Origin of the sequence: Muricoccus vinaceus, from assembly GCF_042433125.1 — a bacterium.
GTDB classification, from domain to species: domain Bacteria; phylum Pseudomonadota; class Alphaproteobacteria; order Acetobacterales; family Acetobacteraceae; genus Roseomonas; species Roseomonas vinacea.
The window spans coordinates 57,686-66,170 of sequence record NZ_JBHLVZ010000003.1 but is presented as its reverse complement, the minus strand read 5'-3'; the positions used below and the strand labels follow the sequence as shown (position 1 = coordinate 66,170).

9 protein-coding genes and 1 pseudogene are annotated in these 8,485 nt (G+C 66.2%); all 10 read left to right on the top strand.

The window, feature by feature from the left end; translation table 11 throughout:
* A pseudogene (locus ACFFIC_RS06485) lies at positions 1-301 on the top strand (gfo/Idh/MocA family oxidoreductase); the annotation flags it as partial.
* A 29-nt stretch (positions 302-330) separates the two neighbouring features.
* The gene (locus tag ACFFIC_RS06480; protein WP_377049349.1) at positions 331-1,305 is read left to right on the top strand and encodes a Bug family tripartite tricarboxylate transporter substrate binding protein; all 975 of its coding nucleotides are present in this window, start codon (positions 331-333) and stop codon (positions 1,303-1,305) included.
* A 12-nt stretch (positions 1,306-1,317) separates the two neighbouring features.
* A complete protein-coding gene (locus ACFFIC_RS06475) occupies positions 1,318-1,503 on the top strand; it encodes a hypothetical protein (RefSeq protein WP_198384591.1) in 186 nt (61 codons plus the stop codon).
* 10 nt (positions 1,504-1,513) lie between these two features.
* Positions 1,514-2,503: an ABC transporter substrate-binding protein gene (locus ACFFIC_RS06470; RefSeq protein ID WP_377049348.1), complete on the top strand. Its 990-nt coding sequence runs from the start codon at positions 1,514-1,516 to the stop codon at positions 2,501-2,503.
* Entirely contained in the window at positions 2,488-2,832 is a 345-nt protein-coding gene (locus ACFFIC_RS06465; RefSeq protein WP_377049351.1) for an aldehyde dehydrogenase family protein, read from the top strand. The genes ACFFIC_RS06470 and ACFFIC_RS06465 overlap by 16 nt, the downstream gene beginning before the upstream one ends.
* A 59-nt stretch (positions 2,833-2,891) precedes the next feature.
* Complete coding sequence (locus ACFFIC_RS06460; RefSeq protein ID WP_377049347.1) at positions 2,892-3,689, top strand: SDR family NAD(P)-dependent oxidoreductase; 798 nt, start codon at positions 2,892-2,894, stop codon at positions 3,687-3,689.
* 111 nt (positions 3,690-3,800) lie between these two features.
* Complete coding sequence (locus tag ACFFIC_RS06455; protein ID WP_377049346.1) at positions 3,801-4,991, top strand: ABC transporter substrate-binding protein; 1,191 nt, start codon at positions 3,801-3,803, stop codon at positions 4,989-4,991.
* A gap of 9 nt (positions 4,992-5,000) precedes the next feature.
* Positions 5,001-6,914 carry an ABC transporter permease gene (locus tag ACFFIC_RS06450; protein ID WP_377049345.1) on the top strand — a complete coding sequence of 638 codons (1,914 nt, stop codon included), beginning with the start codon at positions 5,001-5,003 and terminating at the stop codon, positions 6,912-6,914.
* Positions 6,911-7,693 carry an ABC transporter ATP-binding protein gene (locus ACFFIC_RS06445; RefSeq protein WP_377049344.1) on the top strand — a complete coding sequence of 261 codons (783 nt, stop codon included), beginning with the start codon at positions 6,911-6,913 and terminating at the stop codon, positions 7,691-7,693. Before ACFFIC_RS06450 ends, ACFFIC_RS06445 begins: the two co-directional genes overlap by 4 nt.
* Complete coding sequence (locus ACFFIC_RS06440; RefSeq protein ID WP_377049343.1) at positions 7,686-8,468, top strand: ABC transporter ATP-binding protein; 783 nt, start codon at positions 7,686-7,688, stop codon at positions 8,466-8,468. The genes ACFFIC_RS06445 and ACFFIC_RS06440 overlap by 8 nt, the downstream gene beginning before the upstream one ends.
* Positions 8,469-8,485 lie beyond the last annotated feature (17 nt).

The window sequence follows — 8,485 nt, the reverse complement described above, 5'->3', positions numbered from 1 at the left end:
GCCGCCCCCCGCCTACAACCACTTCGGCCTGGTCATCGCCTCCTGCGAGCGCGCCGACCTCCGTCCCACACCCTCCGGCGTCATGGTCTATGCCGACCATGGCAGGCACTTCGACCCGCTGCCGCCGCCGGACGTCCCGCGCGCGGAGGTGATCGACGAGCTGCACGCCGCCATCTTCAACAACACGCCCCCGCTGCACGACGGCGCCTGGGGCCTCGCCACCGCCGAGATCTGCCTGTGCCTTCTCGAATCCGCGCGAACGGGAAGGGAGGTGGCGCTGCGCCACCAGGCCACGCCATGATGGGCGCAACGAGAAACGGGAGAGAAACCATGAACCCAGCCGCCCCCGCGCGCCGCCACGTCCTCGGCCTTGCCGCCCTGGCCACCCTCGTCCCTGCGGCGGCGCGCGCGCAGTCCCGCGCCATCCGGCTGGTGGTCCCCTACGCTCCCGGGGGCACCAACGACGTCACCGCCCGCCTCCTGCAGCACCGCCTCAGCGAAGGCCTGGGGCAGACCTGCGTGATCGAGAACCGCTCCGGCGCCAGCGGCGCGATCGGCGCGCAGGAGGTGGCGCGCTCGGCCTCCGACGGCCAGACCCTCCTCTACTCCAACGAGGTCCACCCGATCCTCAAGCTAGTCCAGCGCGGCGTTCCCTTCGACGCGGTCGAGGACTTCACCCCGGTCTGCCGCACCGTCAGCATTCCCTATGTCCTCGTCGGCGGCATGAAGGCCGCCCAGCCCGCCGATCCCCGCGCGCTTCTCGCGGCGGTGAAGAGCAAGCCCAACGACTTCACCTTCGCCTGCTCGTCCCTCGGCTCCGTCGGCCATCTCGGCGCGGCGGCGCTGGGGCAGCGCCTGGGGGTGGAGGTCACCACGGTGATCTACCGGGGCACCGGCCCCGCCATCAACGACGTCATATCCGGCGCCGTGCCGCTGATGTTCGCCCCCGTCGGCGCCGTGCTGCCGATGATCCAGGGCAACCAGCTCCGCGCCTTCGCCGTCACCGCCCCCGCGCGCCTTTCCTCCATGCCGGACACGCCGACCATCGGCGAAGCCGGCCAGCCCGAGATGCTGTTCGAGGGCTGGTGCGGCATCTGGGGCCCCAAGGGCCTGCCCGAGGCGCGCGTGGACGCCACCCGCACCGCCACCCAGGCCGCGCTGCGCGACGCCGATGTCGTCCAGCGCCTCGCCGCCATCGGCTGCGCCCCGATCATCGAGGGCACCGCCGAGTTCGCGACGCTCATCGTGGCCGAGCAGGCCCGCAACGCCGCCATCATCCGCGCCGCCGGCATCCAGCCGGAATAAGGGGGAACACCCATGGCCCTGATCCGCATCGAGCCCGTGCGCGACGAACGCTCCGGCCGCTACTTCCTGGAAATCTACAACCCGCACGACGCCGAGGCGCCCTTCGTCACCACCCAGCCCCGCTACGGCTCGGCGGCGGCGGCCGAGAACGATCTCGTCGCCATCCTCGCCTCCGCCGCCAGCGCCCCCCGCGCCTAGGAGCCACCGCTTGTCCGCTCTCCGCCTCTCGCTCGCCATCGGCGACTACGACCGCATCCGCCCGCTGGTGGACGGCAATGTCCGCATCGACGGCGTGGACCCCGCCTTCTCCATCCTCGACCCCGAGGAGATCTTCTTCCGCGCCTTCAAGTACGCCGACTTCGACATCTGCGAGCTGTCGCTCTCCTCCTACACGGTGAAGACCGCGAACGGCGACTGCCCCTACGTCGCCGTCCCCGTGTTTCCCTCCCGCGCCTTCCGCCACACCTCCGTCTATATCCGCACGGACCGCGGCATCGCGAAGCCCGAGGACCTGCGCGGCAAGCGCGTGGGCGTGCCCGAGTACCAGCTCACCGCCAATGTCTGGGTGCGCGCCATCCTCGAGGAATACGGCGTGAAGCCCGCCGACATCACCTGGGTGCGCGGCGGCTACGAGCATCCCGGGCGCGAGGAGAAGATCGCCCTCAGGTTGCCCGCCGACGTGCGCCTCGAAAGCCTGCCCGCCGGCGCCACCATCTCCTCGGCGCTGGCCGACGGCACCATCGACGCCGTGATCGGCCCGCGCGCCCCCTCCTGCTTCGAGCGCGGCCATCCCCAGGTCGGCCGCCTCTGGTCCGACCCCGTCGCCGCCGCCTCCGAATGGTACGGCAAGCACCGGATCTTCCCCATCATGCACGTGCTGGGCATCCGCAAGGACGTGGCGGAACAGCACCGCTATCTCCCCGGTGCCCTCGTGAAGGCCTTCGAGGAAGCCAAGTCCTTCGCCCTCGCGCGCCTTTCCAACACCGCCGCCACCAAGGTCACGCTTCCCTTCGTGGAGGAGCGCCTGCAGCACGCCCGCGCCCTGATGGGCGAAGACTTCTGGTCCTACGGGCTGGAGGCCAACCGCGCGGGCATCGACACCTTCCTCGCGGCCCATCACGCCCAGGGCCTCTCCTCCCGCCGCCTCGCGCCCGAGGACCTCTTCCACCCCGCCTCGCTCGAATCCTTCCGGCTTTAGAGAGGACGCCATGGCCGCCTTCCAGAACCGCGCGGAGCGGCCCCGTTCTTTCCGTGTTGAAGTGGGAGGACGAGGGCGAGATGATCGAGGCGGTCAGTGCCGTGGACTACGGGCTTACAGCATCGATCTGGACGCGGGACGTGGTGCGGGCACACCGCACCGTATCACGCATCAAGGCCGGGCTGGTCTGGGTGAACAACAGCTCCGATCATTTCCTCGCTCTGCCCTTCGGTGGCTTAAAGCAGTCCGGATTGGGCCGGGAGGAGAGCATCGACGAGCTGCTGGCCTACACGCAGGTCAAATTCTTAAGCATCTCGCCTGATATTTGACGTTGAACGGTCCGGCACTCGCCAGACCGGCGGTTCAAGATGGATCGGGGAAGCGCCCAATGACCGTTATAACGGCTACCCGCCCGGGCGTGGGCAACGCATTCGATTTGCGAGGCCATGTGGCCATCATCACCGGCGCGGGTCAGGGGATAGGCCGCGCCTTCGCCAAGGCCTTTGCCGCGGCCGGCGCGGTCCCTGTAATTGCCGAGATGAACGCGGCGCGCGGCGATGCCGTGGCGCGGGAAATTGAGGAGGCTGGTCACGAGGCCATCGCTCGAGCCGTGGACGTCTCCGACGCCGCCTCCGTCGATCGCCTCGTCGCAGAGGTGATGGACCGCAAAGGCCGGGTAGACGCGCTGATCAACAACGCCGCCATCTTCTCTACCTTGGCCATGCGGCCCTTCGAACAGATCCCGCTGGAGGAATGGGACGCGGTGATGCGCGTCAACGTCACGGGAACCTTTCTCTGCGCGCGCGCTGTCGCGGCGCCGATGCGGGCGGCCGGACGTGGGAGGATCATAAATCTCTCCTCCTCCACCGTTTCTATGGGGCGGCCTAACTACCTACACTACGTTACCTCCAAGGCCGCCGTGATTGGGATGACCCGCTCCATGGCGCGGGAACTGGGGCCGGACGGGGTGACAGTGAACGCCATTCTGCCCAGCGCGACCTTCACGGAGGTGGAGCGAGCGACGGTGACGCCACAGCAGCGCGCCGCCATCGCGGCCACGCAGTGCATCCCGCGGTCCCAAACCCCGCAGGACCTGATCGGCACGGCGCTGTTCCTAGCGTCCGACGCCTCCGCCTTCGTGACCGGCCAAGCCATCGCTGTGGATGGCGGTGCCACACATCGCTGAAAGCTGAAAAGATCGGTGCTTTCGAGCGGTGTCGCTCCTCAGCGACCCGTACCCGCTATCCAAATATGCAGACCGCGCGCCACAGAGTGCGCGGCGCAGGGAGAAGAGACGATGAACCCGTTCCACAAAGGCCGACGTGTCGGCCTCGCCGCGCTGATGCTGCTCATGCTGGTTGCCGGCGCTGCCCGGGCCCAGTCGCCGTTACAGGTGACTGTCATTCTGCCGCTAACAGGCAATGGTGCCTTCCTGGGCCAGGGGCAACAGCGCACGCTTCAGGCCCTGCAGGCGCAGGTGAACAAGGATGGCGGGGTTGGCGGCCGTCAGCTGGAATTCGTGTACCGTGACGACCAGAGCAGCCCACAGGTGACGGTGCAGCTAACCAACGCGGCGGTTGCACAGCGGCCGGCCGTGCTGCTTGGCTCTTCCCTCGTGGCCATGTGCAACGCCATGGTGCCGCTGGTTCGCAACGGGCCCTTCACATACTGTCTGTCGCCGGCCATCCAGCCAGCGGCCGGTGGCTATATGTACTCCTCCGGTACTTCTACCCATGACCTGCTGGCTGCAGATTTCCGCTACTTCCGCTCGCGAGGCTGGACGCGGGTAGCACTGATCTCCTCCACCGATGCTACTGGACAGGATTTCCAGAACGGCGTGAACGCTGCCCTGCGAATGCCGGATAACGCTGGCATTCAGATCGTGGAGAACGCCCGCTTCAACCAGACCGACGTGAGCGTCAGTGCACAGATGGAGCGTATCCGCGCCGCCGACCCGCAGGTTCTGGTCACCTGGACCACCGGGGGCCCAATCGCCACCGTTTTCAAAGGCATCGTCCAAGCGGGGCTGAACATCCCGGTAATGACCACGAACGGCAACCAGATTTTTGAACAGATGGACCAGTACGCCGAGTTCCTCCCGCGTGAGCTCTACATCGCCACCTCTCTCTTTCCGCCGCATGAGGGCCGCCTCACCTACGAGCCCGGGGTGGAGCAGGCGCAGCAGCGGTTCTATACGGCAATGAACGAGGCGAAGATCGGGATCGACAACCGGGCCGCGCTCGCTTGGGACGCCGCCAACCTGCTGGTGGAGGCGTTGCGGAAGCTCGGCCCCGGTGCCACGGCCGCGCAGGTCAAGGCGCATATGGAGGGTCTGACCGGCTGGGCGGGCATCAGCGGCATCTACGACTTCCGTCAAGTGCCCTCCCGCGGGCTCGGCATAGCCAACGCTGTCGTCACCCGCTGGGACCCTGCCGCGCGCCGCTGGACGGTGGTGAGCCGGCCGGGCGGCGAGCCCTTGACCCCATAACGCCCCGTTATGAGCACCTTTCTTCAGATCCTGATCGGCGGCCTGCTGCAGGGCAGCGTCTTCGCGATGATCGCGCTTGGCTTTTCGCTAGTATATCGCGTCACAGGCATCGTTAACCTCTCGCAGGGCGCCTTCTGCGTCCTAGGGGCGATGGCCATGTATTTCCTCCAGACGGTGCTGGACCTGCCGGTCCCGCTCGCTCTGGCGGGGGCGGCACTTGTCACCGTCGGGGTGGTGGTCCTGCTCGGGTCTTTTACCCTGCTGCCTGCCATCTCCACCCTGCCGCCCAGTAGCACGCTGATGCTGACGGCGGGGCTCCTGATTTTCTTTGAGGGGCTGGTACTCGTTCTCTGGGGCAGTCAGCCCTATGCCATGCCGCCCTTTTCCGGCGAGGCACCGGTGGTGGTCGCCGGGCTGCGCGTCCCCTCCCAGGGACTCTGGGTCTTGGGTACCTGTGTGGTGATGACCGGGGTGCTCTGGTACCTGTTGCAGCGCACGCGAACCGGCCGCGCCCTGCGCGCCTGTGCCGAGAACGGCACGGCCGCACGGCTGATGGGCATTGACGTGCCGCGCATGATGCTGCTCAGCTTGGCCATTGCGGCACTGATAGGGGCCGTAACGGGGGTGATGATCGCACCCATCGCCTCCATGCAGTTCGACACAGCCAGCTTTTACACCACCTTCGGCTTTATCGCCGTGGCCATCGGAGGGATAGGCTCCTTCGTAGGTGCCGTCGCTGGCGGTCTGGTGCTGGGCGTCGCGACGCAACTCGCTGCCGGCTACCTGTCTGAGATCTTTTCCACTACCCTCGCCCTAGTCCTGCTGCTCGCGGTACTCGTGCTTCGCCCTTCCGGCATGTTCAGCGTCGGGCGCCCGCAGCGCACCGATGTACGGGTCGACCAGCACGCCCACCGATCATTGGTGCGTTTCGACAGCGCGGCCTCTGTCACTCTGGGGCTGATGCTGCTCGCCCTACTGGCCGCGGCTCCCTTCCTGCCGCTGCCACCCGGCATGATGGAGTCACTCTCGATCACGCTGATTGTTTTCATCGCCGTGCTGGGTCTGGACGTGCTGATGGGTTTCGCCGGACAGGTCAGCCTTGGGCAGTCCGGCTTCATGGCAATCGGCGGCTATGCGGCGGCCATCCTCTCCGCTACCTACGGATGGTCACCGATTTTCAGCATCCTGGCCGCGCTGCTGCTCTCGGGCATCTGCGCCATGGTGCTTGCGCTGGTGACGATGCAGCTCCGTGGCCACTATCTCGCGCTTGCCACTCTCGCCTTCGCGCTGTTGATCGACTCCCTTGCAATCGGGCTGGTGGATCTGACCGGCGGCCCGTCCGGCTTCGTCGGCATTCCAATCCTGGAGGTTGGGCCGCTCGCCTTCGATACGCCGCAGCGGATGTATTACCTCGTCCTCGCGGCTGTCGTGCTGCTGGTCCTGCTACTCGCCGGCGGGCTGCGCTCCGGCTTCGGCCGCGCGCTTATGTCAGTGCGCGCGGATCAGAGTGCCTCTGCGGCGCTTGGCATGCGCGTCGGGCACATCAAAGTGACCGCAATGGTGCTCAGCGCTCTGCTCGGTTCGCTTGCGGGCAGCCTCTATGCCTTCCAGTTTCAGTTCCTCTCACCAGACATGGTCTCTACCATGCGCTCCTTCCAACTCATCGCAATGCTGGTCCTTGGCGGGGAGGCGACGCTCGTCGGCGGCTTGCTGGGCGTGGCTATGCTGACGCTCTTGCCGACACTTTTCCAGCCGCTCGCCACCTACCGACTGCTAGCCGAGGGCGCCCTGCTGGTCCTCGCTTTCCGATTTCTGCCGGAAGGCATTTACGGACGCTTGGTCATGCTGGCCGGATGGATGAGGCCGATTTCATCCTTGCCGAGGCCGCTGGCGACACGGGAGACAACGGAGACACGCGTATGACACGCACCGCCCTCGAAGCCATCAACCTGTCCAAGCACTTTGGTGGTGTCCTGGCGCTAAATGACACATCCTTCACTGTGCCGGAGGGGAGCCTCTGCGCGCTGATAGGCCCGAATGGTGCGGGCAAGTCCACCATCTTCAATCTAATCACAAACTTCTACCCGGCGAGTTCCGGCGAGGCGCGCCTCTTTGGCGAGACGCTGACGGGTTGCCCCGCCGCGCGCATCGCTGCGCGTGGGTTGGTCCGCACTTTTCAGACTGCCCGCGTCTTCCCAGGAATGACGGCGCTTCAGAACGTACTGGCCGGTGCGCGAATGCACCAGCACTCCTCCGGTCTCGCGCAGATGCTTTGGTTGCGTGGCGCCAGGCGAGAGGAGCAGGCCCTTTCTCGGCGGGCGGAGGGGTTGCTAGACCTCGTCGGCCTGTCCGCCTTCCGCGATGCGGCTGCGACCGATTTGCCCATGGGCGCGCAGAAGATGCTGGAGGTAACCCGTGCGCTAATGGCCCGACCTCGCGTGCTGCTGCTGGACGAGCCAGCTGCCGGGCTGAACGACACGGAGACGGTCGAGCTCGCCGCTCTACTCCGAGCCGTGCGGGGCAATGGCGTCACGATCATGGTGGTGGAGCACAACATGGCCTTGGTGATGAACATTGCCGACCAGATCGTGGTGCTGGATGCGGGCTGCGTGGTGGCCGACGGCACGTCCGTCGAAATTCGGGGCAATCCGCGTGTGATTGAAGCCTATGTCGGGCGCGACGAGGAGGTGGCTAGTGCTTGAGCTGCACGGGATCTCCGCCGGTTACGGTCGGAACGCAGTGCTGCGGGAATGCAGCCTGAAGGTCCAGCCAGGGGAGGTGGTAGCGCTGATCGGCGCTAACGGCGCCGGCAAGTCAACGCTGGTGAACACCGTTTCGGGGCTTCTTCCCTGCCGCGGTGGCAGTATTCTACTGGATGGTGAGCGGATTGACGGGCTCTCGCCACGCGGTCGGGTACGCCGGGGTATCGCCCATGTGCCGGAGGGACGGCAAATCTTCGGCGGATTGTCGGTGAAGGACAATCTCATCCTCGGCGCCTATGCGAGCGAGGAGATGCGAGACGCCGCCGCGCTGCAGGAGCGGATCGCGAAGAGCTGCCACTTCTTTCCCACGCTACAGGACCGTATGGGAGAGGCAGCCGGCAACCTCTCTGGCGGACAGCAACAGATGCTGGCGATCGCACGAGGGCTGATGGGCCGCCCACGCTACCTGCTGCTGGATGAGCCCTCGCTTGGCCTTGCCCCCCTGCTGGTTAGCGAGATCTTCCGCTTGGTCACCCAACTGCGTCATGCCGGTTTGAGTATACTTCTTTCCGAGCAGAATGCGCGACAGAGTCTTAAAGTGTCTGACCGCGCCTACGTAATAGAAATGGGCTGCATCGTACTACAGGGATCGTCTCAGGAGATTTTGGCTACAGAGGAGATTGCCGAGAAATACCTTGGAGGTGGCCCCTCTGCCGGAGTCGACCCTAAGGTCCAAGTCACCATGAGCGCCCGTCTGCAGGAGATCCTGAACTAAGCTTGAATTTGGCCATT

Coding starts and splice junctions, on each gene's coding strand:
- ACFFIC_RS06480 (WP_377049349.1), top strand. CDS start 331: ATGAACCCAGCCGCCCCCGCGCGCCGCCACGTCCTCGGCCTTGCCGCC.
- ACFFIC_RS06475 (WP_198384591.1), top strand. CDS start 1,318: ATGGCCCTGATCCGCATCGAGCCCGTGCGCGACGAACGCTCCGGCCGC.
- ACFFIC_RS06460 (WP_377049347.1), top strand. CDS start 2,892: ATGACCGTTATAACGGCTACCCGCCCGGGCGTGGGCAACGCATTCGAT.
- ACFFIC_RS06455 (WP_377049346.1), top strand. CDS start 3,801: ATGAACCCGTTCCACAAAGGCCGACGTGTCGGCCTCGCCGCGCTGATG.
- ACFFIC_RS06450 (WP_377049345.1), top strand. CDS start 5,001: ATGAGCACCTTTCTTCAGATCCTGATCGGCGGCCTGCTGCAGGGCAGC.
- ACFFIC_RS06445 (WP_377049344.1), top strand. CDS start 6,911: ATGACACGCACCGCCCTCGAAGCCATCAACCTGTCCAAGCACTTTGGT.